Annotated in this window: 16 protein-coding genes and 1 tRNA gene; 5 read left to right on the top strand and 12 right to left on the bottom strand. The window is 60.1% G+C overall.

Annotated features, from left to right (window positions below; all coding sequences use genetic code 11):
- Positions 1-65: 65 nt before the first annotated feature.
- Both J3P93_RS25970 and J3P93_RS25965 read right to left on the bottom strand, forming a co-directional pair.
- Positions 66-815: an ABC transporter substrate-binding protein gene (locus J3P93_RS25970; protein ID WP_434593353.1), complete on the bottom strand. Its 750-nt coding sequence runs from the start codon at positions 813-815 to the stop codon at positions 66-68.
- Between the two features lie 13 nt (positions 816-828).
- Entirely contained in the window at positions 829-1,602 is a 774-nt protein-coding gene (locus J3P93_RS25965) for an ABC transporter ATP-binding protein (RefSeq protein WP_039756564.1), read from the bottom strand.
- 554 nt (positions 1,603-2,156) lie between these two features.
- Between J3P93_RS25965 and gabP the strand changes: the two genes are divergently transcribed.
- Complete coding sequence (gene gabP / locus J3P93_RS25960; RefSeq protein WP_203420352.1) at positions 2,157-3,548, top strand: GABA permease; 1,392 nt, start codon at positions 2,157-2,159, stop codon at positions 3,546-3,548.
- 71 nt (positions 3,549-3,619) lie between these two features.
- Here gabP and J3P93_RS25955 read toward each other — a convergent pair whose 3' ends face one another.
- From J3P93_RS25955 to J3P93_RS25910, 10 genes are all read right to left on the bottom strand, one after another.
- Complete coding sequence (locus tag J3P93_RS25955) at positions 3,620-4,072, bottom strand: hypothetical protein (protein WP_208939123.1); 453 nt, start codon at positions 4,070-4,072, stop codon at positions 3,620-3,622.
- A 6-nt stretch (positions 4,073-4,078) separates the two neighbouring features.
- On the bottom strand, positions 4,079-4,492 hold the full coding sequence (locus J3P93_RS25950) for a hypothetical protein (RefSeq protein ID WP_434593348.1): 414 nt from the start codon (positions 4,490-4,492) through the stop codon (positions 4,079-4,081).
- A gap of 29 nt (positions 4,493-4,521) precedes the next feature.
- Positions 4,522-5,496, bottom strand: coding sequence for an alpha/beta hydrolase family protein (locus J3P93_RS25945; protein ID WP_434593346.1), 975 nt, complete (start codon positions 5,494-5,496; stop codon positions 4,522-4,524).
- Positions 5,497-5,563: 67 nt separating this feature from the next.
- Positions 5,564-6,622, bottom strand: coding sequence for a PDDEXK nuclease domain-containing protein (locus tag J3P93_RS25940; protein WP_434598498.1), 1,059 nt, complete (start codon positions 6,620-6,622; stop codon positions 5,564-5,566).
- 179 nt (positions 6,623-6,801) lie between these two features.
- Positions 6,802-7,149 carry a hypothetical protein gene (locus J3P93_RS25935; protein ID WP_434593343.1) on the bottom strand — a complete coding sequence of 116 codons (348 nt, stop codon included), beginning with the start codon at positions 7,147-7,149 and terminating at the stop codon, positions 6,802-6,804.
- A 125-nt stretch (positions 7,150-7,274) separates the two neighbouring features.
- A tRNA-Phe gene (locus tag J3P93_RS25930) sits at positions 7,275-7,350 on the bottom strand.
- A 91-nt stretch (positions 7,351-7,441) separates the two neighbouring features.
- Positions 7,442-7,714: an oxidative damage protection protein gene (locus J3P93_RS25925; protein ID WP_093106010.1), complete on the bottom strand. Its 273-nt coding sequence runs from the start codon at positions 7,712-7,714 to the stop codon at positions 7,442-7,444.
- Complete coding sequence (mutY, locus tag J3P93_RS25920; RefSeq protein WP_434593340.1) at positions 7,711-8,778, bottom strand: A/G-specific adenine glycosylase; 1,068 nt, start codon at positions 8,776-8,778, stop codon at positions 7,711-7,713. Before mutY ends, J3P93_RS25925 begins: the two co-directional genes overlap by 4 nt.
- Positions 8,775-10,991 (bottom strand): AsmA family protein, encoded by a 2,217-nt coding sequence (locus J3P93_RS25915; RefSeq protein ID WP_434593337.1) that lies wholly within the window; start codon positions 10,989-10,991, stop codon positions 8,775-8,777. The genes mutY and J3P93_RS25915 overlap by 4 nt, the downstream gene beginning before the upstream one ends.
- 34 nt (positions 10,992-11,025) lie before the next feature.
- Positions 11,026-11,475 (bottom strand): acetyl-CoA sensor PanZ family protein, encoded by a 450-nt coding sequence (locus J3P93_RS25910; RefSeq protein WP_434593334.1) that lies wholly within the window; start codon positions 11,473-11,475, stop codon positions 11,026-11,028.
- 224 nt (positions 11,476-11,699) lie between these two features.
- On the opposite strand from J3P93_RS25910, the gene J3P93_RS25905 reads away from it, so the two are divergent.
- The 4 genes from J3P93_RS25905 (at position 11,700) to J3P93_RS25890 (ending at position 15,119) form a co-directional block, all read left to right on the top strand.
- Positions 11,700-13,364 carry an OFA family MFS transporter gene (locus J3P93_RS25905; RefSeq protein ID WP_336356262.1) on the top strand — a complete coding sequence of 555 codons (1,665 nt, stop codon included), beginning with the start codon at positions 11,700-11,702 and terminating at the stop codon, positions 13,362-13,364.
- A 262-nt stretch (positions 13,365-13,626) separates the two neighbouring features.
- Positions 13,627-14,220 carry an imidazoleglycerol-phosphate dehydratase HisB gene (gene hisB, locus J3P93_RS25900; RefSeq protein WP_007909204.1) on the top strand — a complete coding sequence of 198 codons (594 nt, stop codon included), beginning with the start codon at positions 13,627-13,629 and terminating at the stop codon, positions 14,218-14,220.
- Complete coding sequence (gene hisH, locus J3P93_RS25895) at positions 14,220-14,858, top strand: imidazole glycerol phosphate synthase subunit HisH (RefSeq protein ID WP_025110934.1); 639 nt, start codon at positions 14,220-14,222, stop codon at positions 14,856-14,858. The genes hisB and hisH overlap by 1 nt, the downstream gene beginning before the upstream one ends.
- Positions 14,859-15,119, top strand: a complete 261-nt coding sequence (locus tag J3P93_RS25890; protein ID WP_339448188.1) for a DUF2164 domain-containing protein — start codon at positions 14,859-14,861, stop codon at positions 15,117-15,119.
- Positions 15,120-15,182 lie beyond the last annotated feature (63 nt).

The raw sequence follows: 15,182 nt of genomic DNA, 5'->3' as shown, positions 1-15,182 counted from the left end.
AAATCGCGGCAGGCAAGGTCGGAAGCCGACGCCGCTGTAGCACGGCGCCGGTCCCGCAGATCAGATCAATAGATGCTGAACGGGAAGTACTTGTCGTTGATTTTCTTGTAGGTACCGTCAGCAACGATTTCCTTCAGTGCAGCGTTCAGCTTCTCGCGCAGCGGGTCACCCTTGCGCACGGCGATGCCGATCTTGTCGCTCTCGACGACCGGGTCGCCCTTGAACTCGTAGTTCTTGCCAGCGTCGGTTTTCAGCCAGTCGTAGTTGGCGTACTTGTCGGCGAGGATCGCGTCGACACGACCGGAAGTCAGGTCGAGATAGGCGTTTTCCTGGGTGTCGTAGAGGCTGACCTTGATGTCGTCACCGTAGGTGTCTTCCAGCCAGGTACCGGCCAGGGTCGCACGCTGGGTACCGATGGTCTTGCCTTTGAGCGAGTCCTTGTCGGTTTTGAAATCGACGTTTTTCGGTGCGATGAACTGCAGCTTGTTCGAGTAGTACGGGTCGGTGAAGTCCACCGCGCCCTTGCGCTCTTCGGTGATCGACAGCGAGGAGATCAGGAAGTCGAACTTCTTCGCATTCAGGGCGGGGATGATGCCGTCCCAATCGGAAGTGACAACGCTGCACTCGACTTTCATCTTCGCGCACAGGGCGTCGCCGATTTCCTTGTCGAAGCCGACCACTTGACCGCTGGCGTCTTTGTTGTTGAACGGCGGGTAGGCCGCTTCGATGCCCATCTTCAGGGTCTCAGCCATGGCTCCGGCGCTGAACGCCAGGGTGACGGCGGCGGCCAGGAAGACCTTTTTGAAATTCTGCATGCATGTTGCTCCGTTAGCGGTTGCTGGACATGAATTGTTTGCAGCGCGCCGAAAGCGGGTTTTCGAACACCTGCTGTGGCGATCCTTGCTCTTCTATAAGGCCCTGATGAAGGAACACCACTTCGCTGGAGACCTGACGGGCGAAGCCCATTTCGTGGGTCACGAGCAGCATGGTGCGGCCTTCTTCGGCCAATGCGCGGATGACACTAAGTACTTCCTGAACCATTTCCGGGTCAAGCGCGGAGGTGGGCTCGTCGAACAGGATCACCTTCGGCTGCATCGCCAATGTGCGGGCGATGGCCGCGCGTTGTTGCTGACCGCCGGACAGTTGCGCCGGGTAGGCGTGGCGCTTGTCGGCGATGCCGACCTTGGCCAGCAGCGCTTCGGCGACTTCGATGGCTTCGGCTTTGCTCTGGCCGAGCACGCGGCGCGGGGCTTCGATGACGTTGTCGAGCACGCTCATGTGCGGCCACAGATTAAAGTTTTGAAATACAAAACCAATCTCGGAGCGCAGGCGATTGATCTGTTTGCCGTCGGCGGCAACCAGTTCGCCGTTCTTCGCGGCTTTGAGCTTGAGTTCTTCCCCGGCCACCAGAATCTGGCCCTGGTGCGGGTTTTCCAGCAGATTGATGCAACGCAGGAAAGTGGACTTGCCGGAACCGGAGGAACCGAGGATCGAGATCACGTCGCCATCGCGGGCGGTCAGCGATATGCCTTTGAGCACCTCAAGCTGTCCGTAGCGTTTGTGCAAGTTGCGGATTTCCAGCGCGGGCGTGGCCTCAGCCATGTGCGTTCCTCATATATGTTGCGCTCCTGCTGTTGGCGGGCCTTCCAGGCGAGGCGGCCAAGCTAGCATAGCGTTTCAATGGCAGCCAACAGCGCTACGAGCGGTAATCGGGTGGCCTGTGGCAGGGTGTCGCATCGGCGCAGCAGACTGTCGCCCCATCAACAACCGAACGGGTGTTAGATCAAGCACGCCCGTGGGTGTCGCGTAAAAAAAGGCGCGATGTTGCCAGCTTTGGCGGGGTGTTGGAAGCGCTATCCGGCCGAACGTTCTTGTTTCGCCCTTTTTCTGTGCGTCGCAGGCTTTTTCTGTGTGTTTCTGGTGCGTGGAATCGTCCTGTAATGTGAGTCGCAGGGTAACGCTCTGGCGAATAGCCATTAAACTCAAGGACTTGCATCGAGCACGGCATTGCTCGCAAGTCCCCGGCGCCCAAGGGTATGAAACATTTTGGCGCAAATATTGCGTGCAGAATAAGGAACAGCCCGTTGGATTCTTTTTACGAGAAAGAACTTTCAGACCGGCCGGATGCGCCCGCTTTCCTTGCAAAGGTAGTCTCTATGAGCAGTACCCCAAGCTCCAATGGCCTCGAACAGGGGCTCAAACCGCGTCATGTGACCATGTTGTCGATCGCCGGTGTGATCGGCGCCGGTCTGTTCGTTGGCTCCGGCCACGCCATCGCTGCCGCTGGCCCGGCCGTGCTGCTGGCTTACGCCGCGGCCGGTACGTTGGTGGTGCTGGTGATGCGCATGCTCGGCGAAATGGCCGTGGCCTCGCCGGACACCGGTTCTTTCTCGACCTACGCCGACCGCGCGATCGGTCATTGGGCCGGTTTCACCATCGGCTGGTTGTACTGGTGGTTCTGGGTGCTGGTGATTCCACTGGAAGCCAACGCCGCAGCGACCATCCTTCATGCGTGGTTCCCGGGCGTGGATATCTGGGCTTTCGCCCTGGTCATCACCCTGCTGCTGACCGTGACCAACCTGTTCAGCGTGAAGAACTACGGTGAGTTCGAGTTCTGGTTCGCTTTGATCAAAGTGTTGGCAATCATCGGTTTTATCGCTCTGGGCCTTGCTGCCATTTTCGGCTTCCTGCCGACCAGCCAGGTCAGCGGCGTCTCGCATCTGTTCGACAGCGGTGGCTTCCTGCCCAATGGCATGGGCGCTGTGTTGGGCGCGATCCTGACCACCATGTTTTCGTTCATGGGGACCGAAATCGTCACCATCGCGGCGGCGGAATCGAAAGACCCGGGCAAACAGATCTCCAAGGCCACCAACTCGGTGATCTGGCGGATCGGCCTGTTCTATCTGGTGTCGATCTTCATCGTCGTGGCGCTGGTGCCGTGGAACGATCCTACGCTGGCCAACCTCGGCTCCTACCAGACCGTGCTGGAGCGCATGGGCATCCCGAACGCCAAGATGATCGTCGACATCGTCGTGCTGGTGGCGGTGACCAGCTGCCTGAACTCGGCGCTGTACACCTCGTCGCGCATGCTGTTCTCGCTCGGCAAGCGCGGCGACGCCCCGGCCATGTCGACCCGCACCAACAAGAGCGGCACGCCTTACTGGGCGGTGATGCTGTCGACCGGCGCAGCGTTCCTCTGCACCTTCGCCAACTACGTCGCTCCGGCCGCGGTGTTCGAGTTCCTGCTGGCCAGCTCTGGCGCCATCGCCCTGCTGGTCTACTTGGTGATCGCCTTCTCGCAACTGCGCATGCGCAAGCAACGCGTGGCGCGCGGCGAGAACATCGTTTTCAGCATGTGGCTGTTCCCGGGCCTGACCTACGCGGTGATCATCTTCATCATCGCGGCCCTGACCATCATGTTGTTCCAGGAAGCCCACCGCGTCGAAATCCTCGCCACAGGCCTGCTGAGCTTGCTGGTGGTGGCTGCCGGCCTGCTGGTATCGCGCCGTCGCAAGCTGGAAAAGCGTGGTGCGGTGGTGTTGAACTGAGTCACAACGCGTGATGTGAAAACGGCCGCTGTCAGGGATGACGAGCGGCCGTTTTTGTTTCTGCGCAGGATTTATTCGCTCTTTTCTTCCGGCGAGTCCACCGATTTGCCATAAGCATCCAGCGCCACCCCGAAATCGGTGATGAACTGCGGTTCGCTCAGCCAGGCCTGGGCTTCTTCGATCGTCATGCCGTCGGCCCACATGCGATAGTCGATCAGCATGTCGGCGGCCAGGTGGGTGGCGGCCATGCCTTCGTTGTCGGCGTTTTCCATGTCGAGCAGTTCAGGATGGTCGACGATGATGAAGGCCAGTTCGCGCAGCAGCGTCAGCAGCATCTCGTTGCGGCTGACAGCTTCGGCGTCGCGCATTTTGCTGAACATCGCCAGGGTGTATTCCGGAATCGGCTCGGCGAGGTGGCCGAGGTCTTCGTCCTGATCCAGCGGCTTGCGACCGACCATGCGGATTTGCTTGGCTTTGGCCTTGGCGCGTTTGGCGCGTTTCTGTTGCTTGTTCAGGGATGCCATGGGAACTCAGTTCTTCTGTTGGGTTTGTGCGGCGATCGCGTCGGACGCGGCCACATAGTCGGCCTGGAAGGCCGGGGATTCGATCCACGCCAGCGCGCCGGCCTCGTCGGCTTCCTGCGACCACTGGCGATATTCGATCAGCGCGGCGAGGATGAAATCCATCGCGCCTTCTTCGCCTTCCTGCTCATAGACCAGTTCCAGCAGCGGGTCTTCGAGGAATGCGCTGCACATCGCTTGCTGGCTGATCTTCTCGGCATCGATCATTTTCTTGAACAGCTCGGTGAGGTCCACCGATTCGAAGTCGATGCGGTCGTCGTTCGGGTCCAGTTCGACCGGCGCCTCGGCGCGTTTGGTGCGATTCTGTTTGGCCTTGGTCTTGGCCCGGGCGGCGCGTTTTTGCTGCTTGTTGGCGGAGGCCATGGTGTGTTCCGTCGTGCGTTGGGAAGGGCTCAGCTGCGCGGGACTTGCCGTCCGGGTGTGTCGGGAGCGAGTGCGCCGGTCTGCAGCCAGGTCAGAGCGATGGGCCATAGTGTGGCTTGGTATGCGCTGCGAAAAAAGGCGAAATGTCCGACTTGGTGTTCGCCGATGTCCTGCGGCTCGATACGCAGGTGGGTTTTTGTCGCGTTGCTGAAGTAGCCGAGCAGGCGTTCGATGGCCGGGATCGTGCCGTAAGGGTCGTCGCTGATGCTGATGGCCAGAGTTTGTGCATGGACGTTGGCGAAGGGCAGGGCGCCAGTTTTCTGCAATAGGGCGCGACCGCTCGGGCGCTGTTCGAAACGCGCGGCAGGCGTGCTCCAGTCGCGTACAACGCCCTTTGGCGTGTCTTCCAGCCAGCCGAGCCGCTTGCCGGGGAAATAGCCGCAGAGCAGCGTCAGCAAAGGCATGACCACATGCCATTTGCCCAACATGCGCCAGCGCTGCTCGGGAGCGTAATCGCGCCAGTACGCAAACTGTGCGCCGACGGTGACCAGCCGTCGGATGGCTCTCCCGGATTCGGCCAGTCCCGCCGCGCAACCGCCGAAGCTATGGCCGACCACATCGATCGGCTGCCCGGGAAACTCCCGCTGCGCACGTTTGAGCATCGCCTGGAAATCCAGCGCGCCCCAATCCGTCCATGACGCGTTTAAGCCTTTGATCGAAGCGCGCCGCGATTCGCCGATGCCGCGATAGTCGTAGGTCATCACGTCGAAGCCATGGCTGAACAGATAGGCTGCGAAACGTGAATAGTGACGGCAACGCACAGAGGTGGCGGCGTTGATGATGACCACCGGGCGTTGCGGGGCGGGCGAGGTGTGGCGCCAAGTGAAGCCGCCGAGCGCATAGCCGTCGTCGGCGTTTTCCTTGAAGGAAATACCTTCGCTTGCAGTCAGAACCGGTTGGCTCAATCCGGCATCGTCCAGTTCGGTTGTGTGCTGACTGCTCATGGCGCGCGACCTCGGCGGAGAGTTGCCAACGATAGTCTCAGCGTTGTCCGAGAACAATCCAGCCGGTTTATTCAGGGGATTGTGTGAGCAGGCGTTCTTCAATCAGCGCCTGTTCGCGGTTCAGTTCGGCGCGTAACTCTTCTTCGCTCGGCAATATCGTTTTGTAACTGCTGGCGAACAGTTGCTCATTGCCCTTGAGCATCGAATAACGCGCAACCGAGTCGTTGCTCTCGGCGCTCAGAATGATGCCGACAGTCGGCTTGTCGCCCTCGCTGCGCTTGAGCTCGTCGTACATACGCACATACATATCCATCTGCCCGACGTCGCGGGCGCTGAGTTTGCCGCGTTTGAGGTCGATGATCACGAAGCACTTGAGCAGGTAGTTGTAGAATACCAGATCGATGTAGAGATCAACGCCGTCAGTGCTGATGCGTTGTTGCCGAGCGACAAAGGAGAAGCCTTTGCACAGCTCAAGCAGAAAGCCTTGCAGGTGATCGATGAGAGCTTGTTCGAGCCCGCTTTCCCTGACCTTTCCTGCTGAGGGCAGGCCGAGGAATTCGAGCATGACCGGATCGCGAATGAATTCCCGTGGATTGCATTTCATCGCATTGATGTTGGTGGTCGCTTCCTCGACCACTTCGGTTTTGTCCTGGCTCATGAGCAGGCGCTCGTAGTAGAGCGTCAGGATTTGCCGATCAAGGGCGCGGCTTGACCAGTTGAGGTCGGCACATTCGTTCATGTACCACAGGCGCGCTTTCTCGCTTTCGACGCGTAGCAGGCGACGGTAATGGGTCCAGCTCAATTCGGAACGCACTGCGTTCCAAATTGGAAAAGATTGATAAAAGCTGCGCATATATCGCAGATTGCGTTCATCAAAGCCCTTACCGAACTGTCCCGTCAGATCCTTCGCGAGTAGCGCCAGTAACTGTTGACCATAACCCGCCCGCTGAGCGCCTTTTTGCTCAAACTCGACAATATGCCGGCCGATCTGCCAGCGAGTCTGCACTTGAATCGTATCAACCGCTCGCAGCACTTTTTGCCGCGCCTGGCGAATCGGCTCGCCCAGTTCGCCCAGCAGTGAATCGATTTTCGGGTCTTGCGTGTCAGCAGGTTTTAGCTGGCTCATCGGGTCTTCCGCGTCAGAGTGAACAGACGCAAAAGCATGACGATTGTCGCCGTTTGAGTATGTCGGGGGAGACGGTGAAGTCCGCAGGAAGAAGAGATTGCCATTGCAGGACGTTGCCGAGGAGCAGCGCTTTGCCGGGCAAGGGTCTGTAGTCCGTTTCGTACGCTTGAGGACAACCGTTAGCGCGAAGGCGATTTGCGTTTGGTTCTGGCTGCGGGTTTGTCGAGGCGCGTCAGTCTGTGCCACGCCAGGCCTGCGGCCAGCAGCAAGACGCCGAACAGACCTTGAAGTACGACATGAAACCAGTACGCGCCCGGCTGTTCGACGAGGGTGTAGACCTTGGCCGGCCCGCCGCGCGTGGCGGTGGTGATCGTCTCGTGAATAACGCCGTCGATGGCTGAGTAGCCCAACAGCGCACCGGTAACGATCAGAAACAGGCAAATCACGATTGCCAGTCCTCTGGACACCAGACTTTCCTGGTGCTGCGGCGGATGGGGCAGGGGTACGCGCGTTGGTTTCTGGTTCATCGCGGGGATAACCCTCTTCCGTAAGGGGCGGTGACGGTAGCGCGGATCAAGTGGCGGGAAACTACCCTGACTAAATCGCAGGCATAAAAAAACCCTGAATCTTGCGATTCAGGGTTTTCGGTATTTGGTGCCCAGAGACGGAATCGAACCGCCGACACGGGGATTTTCAATCCCCTGCTCTACCGACTGAGCTATCTGGGCAACGGGGCGCATTAAAAGGGTTTTTCGGATTTACGTCAACGACTTTTTGAAAATTTCTTAAATTAATTCCGTCGCTTACGAAAACCCCGGGTTATTCGGATGGCGGCACGTAGCCTTCGGCCTTGGCGTATTCCTCGCCGGAGAAGTACTTCTCCATTTCGCCCTGAAGGAATTTGCGGTCTTCGGCGTTCATCATGTTCAGGCGCTTTTCGTTGATCAACAGGGTCTGGTGTTTCTGCCAGTCGCCCCAGGCCTTGGCGGACACGTTTTCGTAAATGTCCTGGCCCTTGGCACCGGGGAACGGTGCTTTCTCGAGGCCTTCGAGTTGTTCTTTGTACTTGCGGCACATTACGGTGCGGGTCATGGCGATACTCCTGCATTCAAGACGGCGGCCGCGCGTTCGAGCAAGGTCTTGACCGGGGCGGCGAGGCCCAGGCGCGGCGGGGTGGCGAGGTTATACCAGAGCCAGTCGGCCTCGGCCACGTGATGGGCGGCCTCCTGCACCTGAACCAGCCAGGGTTCGATGGACAACTGGAAATGGCTGAAGGTGTGGACAAGGCTTGGCAGCGCCTGCTGCTGGCCCATGGTCAGCGAGTGTTGGTCGGCCAGATGTTGCAGGTCTTCCAGATCATCCAGCTCCGGCAGGCTCCACAAGCCGCCCCACAGGCCTGTCGAAGGGCGGCGGTAAAGCAGAATCGCGCCGTCACCGTTGGCGAGTATTGGCATCAGCGTGCGCTTCTGCGGGATGGCTTTGCGCGGCTTGGGGATCGGATAGCGAGTTTCCAGGCCCAGCATGTGCGCTTCGCAGCCACGCTCCAGCGGGCACAGCAGGCAGCTCGGTTTGCTGCGCGTGCAGAGCGTGGCGCCGAGATCCATCATCGCCTGGGTGTAGGCGTTGACCCGATCATGCGGGGTGAAGCGCTCAGCGTTGGCCCACAGCTGTTTGGCGACCTTCGGCTCGCCGGGGTAACCCTCCTGCGCGGTGAAGCGCGCCAGCACGCGTTTGACGTTGCCATCGAGGATCGGCGCGCGCAGGCCCATGCTGATGCTGGCGATGGCGCCTGCCGTGGACAGGCCGATGCCGGGCAATTCGGTGAGTTTTTCCACGTCGCGTGGAAACTCACCGCCGTACTGGCTGACGACGATCTTCGCGGTCTTCTGCAAATTGCGCGCGCGAGTGTAGTAACCCAGCCCGGTCCACAGATGCAGCACTTCGTCTTCCGGTGCGGCGGCCAGCGCTTCAACGGTGGGCAGCGCGGTCATGAAGCGATCAAAATAATTGAGCACCGTGCTGACCTGGGTCTGCTGCAACATGATCTCCGACACCCATACCCGATACGGGTTGATGTTCTGTTGCCAAGGCAGATCATGGCGGCCGTGGCGGTCGAACCAATCGAGCACCGCGCTGGAAAACTGCTCCGCTGTCATCGCTTGAACAGCCCCTTCAATGCGTTCTTCAGTTCCGGGCTGACTTTGTCGCCCAGTTTTTCGTCGATCTTTTCGCTGAGCTTGTCGCCGGCCATTTTGCTCGCGACCTGACCGAGGCGGTCATTGTCGATGCGGCAGGCCTTGGCGCCGAGTTCCAGCGGGCCGCGGCAGCGCAGCGGCCATTCGACGCCGACGAATTTTTCGCCGACCTGACAGGCCGGGTCAGGCATGGCGCTGGTGTCGCCTTCGACGATGATGCCGACGCGGTAATCCATGCCGAGGACGCGCAGGTCGATGTCGCCGTCACCGTTGACGGTCATGCCGGGGATGCGCACTTTCAGGTCCGGGTTGCTGGCGACGCCGTTGCGCACCGTCAGGTTGCCCTTGAGCTCTTCGAACGGCGTGTCCTTGCCGCGCGGCTCGCCGCTGAGGGTTTTGCGATTGAGCGTGGCGATGCCTTTGCACAATTGCTGCTCAAGGTTGGCATTGAGCAGCACGCCGTTGTTGATGACGAAACTGGCGTTGCCGTTCAGCGTGTCGATCAGCGCTTGCTGGCTGTTGCCGCTGCCGGAGAGGCTGCTGGTAAGTGTCACCAGGCCTTTGACCGGCGGGTTCTTGCCTTGGCTTTCGATGATCTTTTCTGCGGGCACGCGATTGAGTCGAGTCTGCAGATTCAGCACCGGTGCGCTCGGGCGCACGTCGAGTGTGCCGTTGGCGACGAATCCACCGTTGTACAAGTCGCCGCTGAGATTGGTCAGCGTCAGCAGGCCGCCCTGACCGCTGGCCTTGAGTGCGGCGTTGCCGATCGGCAGCTTATCGAGGGTCAGTTGGCCGAAGCTAAGGTCAGCGTCTACATCGAGCTTGGCCAGACGCTCGACCGGCAGCAGGCGCTCGGTGCTCCAGGCGGTTTTGCTCGGTTTGTCCGGTAGCGGCGTGGTGCCTGCGACGGCACCGGCCTCGGTGCTGGCAACTTCGGCCTGACGTGTTTGCGTAGCGCTGTTCGCCTGTGCCGATTTCGGCGGCAGATACCGGTCGGCGTTGAAGGTGTCGGCTTTGAGGATCATCCGCAACGATTGTTTGGCGAAATCTTCGACGGCGATACGGCCGCTGATGCTGCTGTCGTCGAGCTTCAGGTTGATGTTGTCGAAGGCGATGCTGCTGGGCGTTGCCGCAATGCGGCTGACCAGTTCAACCTTGCTCAGGCTGCCCTCAGCCATGGCCGGCAGCGTCTGCCCGACGCTGTCGACAAATTTCGCCAGATCAAACTGGGCAATCGAAATGCCACCGCTGATCTGCGGCGTCTTGTCGAGGTCGTTGGCTTTCAGTTCGCCCAGGGCGCGCAGCTGGTTGGCGGAAATCTTGATGCCGGTCCATTCGGCGACGTTCGCCGCTTTATCCAGCAACAACTGCCCTTGCGCGGCGAAGGTCATGGTCTTGCCTTGCAGCGGGTCGCCGGCCAGTTCACCGGACAACTTCAAGTCTTCGAATTTGTAGCGCTGCACGGCGCGCTCGAAACGCAATTCGCCGCTGAGCTCGGTGCGTACGCGTAGCACCGGCTGATTGGTGCCGAGAAACGCGGTGGCTTTGACCGGAATATTGGTCGAGTCGTGAACCGGGCCGGTGCTCAGCTGGATGCTTTCGGCGCTGAATTGCTTGCCGGTCAGCTCGTCGGTGTATTCAACGCGGGCGTTGTTGACGGTCAGGCTGTCAATGTCGAGGCGGATCGGCTGCGCCGGTTTCTCCACGGCAACGGTCGGTTCGCTGGTAGGCGCGTCGGTTTTGGTCGGCGGGGTTGTGCCCGGTGCAACCGGCACCTTGCCGATGTCTTCCCAGTTGCCGTGACCGTTCTTGTCGCGGTTCAGGCGCAAGTTCAGGCCCTCGACGCGGACATCGCTCATTTGCACTTCGCGGCGCAGCAGCGGCAGCACGCGCACCGACAAGCCGAGCATCTGCAGGTCGGCGAACGGTTCGGCAGGTTTGGCCAGGGTGGCGACGCTGGCCTCGTGCAATTCAAGACCGAGCCAGGGGAACAGGCTCCAGCCGATATCGCCATTGAGCGTCAGCTCGATGTGGGCCTTGTCGCGAGCTATCTGGCGGATCTCGTCTTTGTAGTCGTTGGGATCGAAGAGGTGGGTCAGGGCAAAGCCTGCCGCCACGATGATCAGCAACAACCCGAGAAGCACCAGACCCAGGATTTTGCCGAACGCTTTCATGGGCGAGTCCTTGTAGTGAGTCGAATTCGTAAATTTAGCCGGGGAGTATAGCGCTGCAATGGCCCGGTTCGCTGTGGCGTCCTGTTGCCAGTACGTCCAGCGTTAGGTGGAGTTTGGCCGCGAGGGCTTGCGCTTCGACCTGCCCGGCAGGCGCGAGCAGGCGCAATTCGGCCCCCGCTTGCGACGCCATTTCCTGCGCTTGGTTCACCAGCCGCTCGGCGACTCCGCGACGGCGGGTAACTTTTCGTACGCATAAATGGGACAAGTACCAGACGTCGTGGTGCCTTAGCAGACGCCCGGCACCGAGCAAGCGATCGTTGAAGCCTCCGGCGATCAGAGAGCCGTCGGCGAGGCTGCTTTCGATCAGTCCGCACGCCCCGGAAAACGGTGCGTACAGCCATGGCGGCGCGTCGCAATAGATCTTCTGCAAGTCCTGCTGATCCTGATAACTGGCGTCTTGTAGGACCTGGACGGTGATCGGCATGGTCGTTTCCTGAGTGGTACGAGAACAGATGACTTGAAAAAAGGTGATATCAGTTTGGTTTTTCTGTCACCTGAGAGTGGTAACCTTCGCCAGTTCGTCCGCCCGTCTGCGACTTAACGTCGCGCCTTCAAGGAGCTTCACCTGAAAAAACGGTCATGCCTGCGTGCATAAGGCCGAGGGTGAGCAGTGGCTGGCGAACCATACTAACAATTGGGGGATACACAATGAGCACGAGCATCACGGCGGACGGCCTGCGCGCCGACCAGCCTGCGTTCCTGTCCAAGGAACGCATCATCGCCAAGCCCGGTTTCAACCGCTGGCTGGTTCCACCGGCCGCTTTGGCCATTCACCTGTGCATCGGCATGGCCTACGGCTTTTCGGTGTTCTGGTTGCCGTTGTCCAAGGCACTGGGCGTTACCGCTCCGGTGGCTTGCGCACCGGACATGAGCTTCATCGCACAGGTATTTTCCTCGAACTGCGACTGGCCGATCTCCATGCTCGGCTGGATCTACACGCTGTTCTTCATCTTCCTCGGCTGCTCGGCAGCGATCTGGGGTGGCTGGCTGGAACATGCCGGGCCACGCAAGGCAGGCGTGGTTTCGGCCCTGTGCTGGTGCGGCGGTCTGTTGATCTCGGCGCTGGGTATCTATACCCATCAGATCTGGCTGATGTGGATCGGCTCCGGGGTGATCGGTGGTATCGGGCTGGGCCTGGGCTATATCTCGCCAGTGTCGACCCTGATCAAGTGGTTCCCGGACAAGCGCGGCATGGCGACCGGCATGGCGATCATGGGCTTCGGGGGCGGCGCGATGGTCGGCGCACCGTTGGCCACTGCGCTGATGAGCCACTTTGCTTCGGCTGAAGGTGTGGGCGTTTGGCAGAGCTTTGTGGCCATGGCCGCGATCTACTTCGTGTTCATGATCGGTGGCGCACTGTCCTACCGCGTGCCGCCAACCGGCTGGAAGCCTGAAGGCTGGACCGCGCCGGCGAAGAAAGCGTCGAACGCGATGATCACCAACCGTCACGTGCATGTGAACGTAGCGTGGAAAACCCCGCAATTCCGTCTGGTGTGGCTGGTGCTGTGCCTGAACGTATCTGCCGGTATCGGCATCCTCGGCATGGCTTCGCCGCTGCTGCAGGAAGTGTTCGGCGGCAAGCTGCTGGGCGTTGACGTGCCGTTCGGTCAACTCGACGCCGGTCAGCTGGCTTCGATCGCCGCAATTGCCGCCGGTTTTACCGGCCTGCTGAGCCTGTTCAACATCGGTGGCCGCTTCTTCTGGGCTTCGTTCTCGGACTACCTGGGCCGCAAAAACACTTACTTCGTGTTCTTCGCTCTGGGTTTTGCCCTGTACGCGCTGATTCCGAACATGGGGCATCTGGGTAACGTTGCGCTGTTCGTGGCGGCTTTCTGCATCATCCTGTCGATGTACGGCGGTGGTTTCGCCACGGTACCGGCCTATCTGGCGGACCTGTTCGGTACGCAAATGGTCGGCGCGATCCACGGTCGTCTGCTGACGGCCTGGGCTGCTGCCGGTGTGCTGGGTCCGGTGCTGGTGAACTACCTGCGTGAGTATCAGTTGAGCATCGGCGTTGAACGCGCTGCCGCTTACGACATCACCCTGTACATCCTCGCCGGCCTGCTGGTGCTGGGCTTCCTCTGCAACCTGATGGTGCGCCCGGTCGCTGACAAGTACTTCATGACCGACGCTGAACTGGCGGCCGAACAGGCGCTGGGCCACGACAAGGGGGCTGATGCCAGCACCGTCCTTGAGTGGAAAGCCGCACCGGGCAGCAAGCCGCTGGCCATCGCTGCGTGGCTGGTGGTCGGTATTCCGTTGGCGTGGGGTGTGTGGGTAACCCTGCAGAAGACGGCGGTACTGTTTCACTAAGTAAAAACGCTGTACCCCTGTAGGAGTGAGCCTGCTCGCGATAGCGGTCTGACAGTCACAAAAATGGTGACTGGGAGGCCCTCATCGCGAGCAGGCTCACTCCTACAGTTGTTTTGTGTGTCCGTAATGGCTTGTATGGACATGTCTACCCGCGACCGCCGGGCGTTCTATCCGTCAGCCATCTCACCTCTCGTGTTTCTGTTTGCTCCCCGCGTGCCTATAATGGCTGCCTTTTTCGCCCAATGATTTTGCGGAGCTGGTGATGGCCGAACGTAAGGCGTCTGTCGAGCGCGACACTCTGGAAACCCAGATCAAAGCCTCGATCAACCTTGATGGCACCGGAAAGGCCCGATTCGATATCGGTGTTCCTTTTCTTGAGCACATGCTGGATCAGATCGCCCGTCACGGGTTGATCGACCTGGATATCGAATGCAAGGGCGATCTGCATATCGACGACCACCACACGGTGGAAGACGTCGGTATCACCCTCGGCCAGGCGTTCGCCAAAGCCATCGGCGACAAGAAAGGCATCCGTCGCTACGGCCACGCCTACGTGCCGCTCGATGAAGCGCTGTCACGCGTGGTGATCGATTTCTCCGGTCGCCCGGGTCTGCAGATGCACGTACCGTACACCCGCGCTACCGTGGGCGGCTTCGACGTTGACCTGTTCCAGGAATTCTTCCAGGGCTTCGTCAATCATGCACTGGTCAGCCTGCACATCGACAACCTGCGCGGTACCAACACTCACCACCAGATCGAAACCGTGTTCAAGGCTTTCGGCCGCGCGCTGCGCATGGCCGTCGAGCTGGACGAGCGCATGGCCGGGCAGATGCCTTCGACCAAAGGCGTGCTGTAATGCAGACGGTCGCAGTTATCGACTACGGCATGGGCAACCTGCACTCGGTGGCCAAGGCGCTGGAACATGTCGGCGCCGGCAAGGTGCTGATCACCAGCGATGCGGACGTGATCCGCGAAGCCGACCGCGTGGTGTTTCCCGGTGTGGGCGCGATTCGCGATTGCATGGCGGAGATCCGTCGCCTGGGTTTCGACTCGCTGGTGCGCGAAGTCAGCCAGGATCGCCCGTTTCTCGGCATCTGTGTCGGCATGCAAGCCTTGCTCGATACCAGCGAAGAGAACGATGGCGTCGACTGCATCGGCCTGTTTCCCGGTGCGGTGAAATTCTTCGGCAAAGACCTGCATGAAGACGGCGAGCACCTGAAAGTCCCGCACATGGGCTGGAACGAGGTAAAGCAGAAGGTCAGCCACCCGCTGTGGCATGACATTCCGGACATGGCGCGTTTCTACTTCGTGCACAGCTACTACATCGCCGCCGCCAACGCGCGGCAGGTGGTGGGTGGCGGTCACTACGGTGTCGATTTCGCCGCAGCGCTGGCCGATGGCTCGCGCTTCGCCGTGCAGTTCCACCCGGAGAAAAGCCATACCCATGGCCTGCAGTTGCTGCAGAACTTCGCCGCGTGGGACGGTCGCTGGTAAATGGCCGCCAAGAAGTCCAGACCGCCGATTCTGACCCTCACTCCCGAACAGGAGAGCGAGGCCAATCGCAAGATTCAGCGGTTCATGGAAGACCGTTTCGAACTGGACCTGGGTTCGTTCGAAGCGGCGGAAATTCTTGAGCTGTTTACCCGCGAAATTGCTCCGCACTATTACAACAGGGCGATTTTCGATGTGCAGACCCATCTCAAAGAGCGGTTTGAAAGCATCGAAAGCGACCTGTGGGCGCTCGAAAAAAATTAGGAGCAGCGGCGAGCTTCAAGCTACCAGCTGCAAGAAACTGTCACACATGCGTGCTTGCAGCTT

The sequence above is a fragment of the Pseudomonas sp. R3-57 genome (genome assembly GCF_051132065.1).
Lineage (GTDB): Bacteria > Pseudomonadota > Gammaproteobacteria > Pseudomonadales > Pseudomonadaceae > Aquipseudomonas.
The sequence above is the reverse complement of the archived record's forward strand: the minus strand, read 5'-3'. Positions and strand labels throughout refer to the sequence as shown.

What these genes read in the sequence shown, in the direction of transcription:
- J3P93_RS25970 (WP_434593353.1), bottom strand. Translation starts at nt 815, where the DNA reads ATGCAGAATTTCAAAAAGGTCTTCCTGGCCGCCGCCGTCACCCTGGCG.
- J3P93_RS25965 (WP_039756564.1), bottom strand. Translation starts at nt 1,602, where the DNA reads ATGGCTGAGGCCACGCCCGCGCTGGAAATCCGCAACTTGCACAAACGC.
- gabP (WP_203420352.1), top strand. Translation starts at nt 2,157, where the DNA reads ATGAGCAGTACCCCAAGCTCCAATGGCCTCGAACAGGGGCTCAAACCG.
- J3P93_RS25955 (WP_208939123.1), bottom strand. Translation starts at nt 4,072, where the DNA reads ATGGCATCCCTGAACAAGCAACAGAAACGCGCCAAACGCGCCAAGGCC.
- J3P93_RS25950 (WP_434593348.1), bottom strand. Translation starts at nt 4,492, where the DNA reads ATGGCCTCCGCCAACAAGCAGCAAAAACGCGCCGCCCGGGCCAAGACC.
- J3P93_RS25945 (WP_434593346.1), bottom strand. Translation starts at nt 5,496, where the DNA reads ATGAGCAGTCAGCACACAACCGAACTGGACGATGCCGGATTGAGCCAA.
- J3P93_RS25940 (WP_434598498.1), bottom strand. Translation starts at nt 6,622, where the DNA reads ATGAGCCAGCTAAAACCTGCTGACACGCAAGACCCGAAAATCGATTCA.
- J3P93_RS25935 (WP_434593343.1), bottom strand. Translation starts at nt 7,149, where the DNA reads ATGAACCAGAAACCAACGCGCGTACCCCTGCCCCATCCGCCGCAGCAC.
- J3P93_RS25925 (WP_093106010.1), bottom strand. Translation starts at nt 7,714, where the DNA reads ATGACCCGCACCGTAATGTGCCGCAAGTACAAAGAACAACTCGAAGGC.
- mutY (WP_434593340.1), bottom strand. Translation starts at nt 8,778, where the DNA reads ATGACAGCGGAGCAGTTTTCCAGCGCGGTGCTCGATTGGTTCGACCGC.
- J3P93_RS25915 (WP_434593337.1), bottom strand. Translation starts at nt 10,991, where the DNA reads ATGAAAGCGTTCGGCAAAATCCTGGGTCTGGTGCTTCTCGGGTTGTTG.
- J3P93_RS25910 (WP_434593334.1), bottom strand. Translation starts at nt 11,475, where the DNA reads ATGCCGATCACCGTCCAGGTCCTACAAGACGCCAGTTATCAGGATCAG.
- J3P93_RS25905 (WP_336356262.1), top strand. Translation starts at nt 11,700, where the DNA reads ATGAGCACGAGCATCACGGCGGACGGCCTGCGCGCCGACCAGCCTGCG.
- hisB (WP_007909204.1), top strand. Translation starts at nt 13,627, where the DNA reads ATGGCCGAACGTAAGGCGTCTGTCGAGCGCGACACTCTGGAAACCCAG.
- hisH (WP_025110934.1), top strand. Translation starts at nt 14,220, where the DNA reads ATGCAGACGGTCGCAGTTATCGACTACGGCATGGGCAACCTGCACTCG.
- J3P93_RS25890 (WP_339448188.1), top strand. Translation starts at nt 14,859, where the DNA reads ATGGCCGCCAAGAAGTCCAGACCGCCGATTCTGACCCTCACTCCCGAA.